The organism is Bacillus sp. LR--39 (assembly GCF_053613335.1).
This window is the reverse complement of the sequence record NZ_JBSIOT010000568.1, coordinates 1-862: the sequence shown is the minus strand read 5'-3', so window position 1 is coordinate 862 and position 862 is coordinate 1. Positions and strand designations below refer to the sequence as shown.

Below are 862 nucleotides of genomic sequence, written 5' to 3'. Positions count from 1 at the left end.
TTTAATGTCAGATAAAAGTTCAATCACCGGTTCCGGTCCAACGATCCATCCAATCCTCAAACCTGGGCTTAATGTTTTCGATAAACTTCCTATGTACAGTACGTGTCCATTTTTATCAATTGTTTTAATAGGATATGGCGGAATTTCATCGATCCATAACTCACGATAAATGTCATCTTCAATAATAGGAAGCTGTGTATTCTCACTTACTGCTAGGATTTCTTCCCGTCGCTTTTTAGACATAAGAATACCAGTCGGATTGTGAAAACATGGATTTGTATATAAGATAGCCCTTCCCCGCTCTCCTCTTGTTAAATGAACATTTTCAGGCAAAAGTCCTTCATTATCCATAGGAAGTCCAGTCAGCTTCATACCAGCTGATTGAAATACGTGTAATGAATAAAGGTAGGAGGGCTGATCAAGATAAACGGTTGATCCTCTTTGTAACAGCCCCATTGATATCAGTTGCAAGGCTTGCAACGCTCCTGAGACAATCAGAATGGAAGAAGATGAGACGTTGATTCCAATGGTTTTTAAATAGTTGCTCAATGCCTCCCTCAAAGGTAAGTAACCTTTTGGTTCTTCATATCCGAATGCCTCCATGTGTTGAGATACCTTCCCCATCATCTCTTTCATAACAGCCAAAGGAAAAATCTCAGCTGAAAGTTCACCTTTACTGAGCTGTATAAGGTCTGTATTTGATTCTGATTGATTGATCTCTTGAACGATTTTTCGGCTTGGCATCTGAATGCCAGAGGTGACATATTGATCCCAATCGGGAGCAGAATTCTTAGCCATCAGTGTCCATGTGTTGTTGATAACAACTGTGCCTTTCCCCATTGTGCCTTCTATTAGCCCATCG

At 40.4% G+C, this 862-nt stretch carries 1 protein-coding gene; it reads right to left on the bottom strand.

Annotated elements, in window-relative coordinates; genetic code table 11:
* Positions 1–862: aminotransferase-like domain-containing protein (locus ACWHAR_RS24970; protein ID WP_452088168.1), on the bottom strand; the 862-nt coding region annotated here is incomplete at both ends.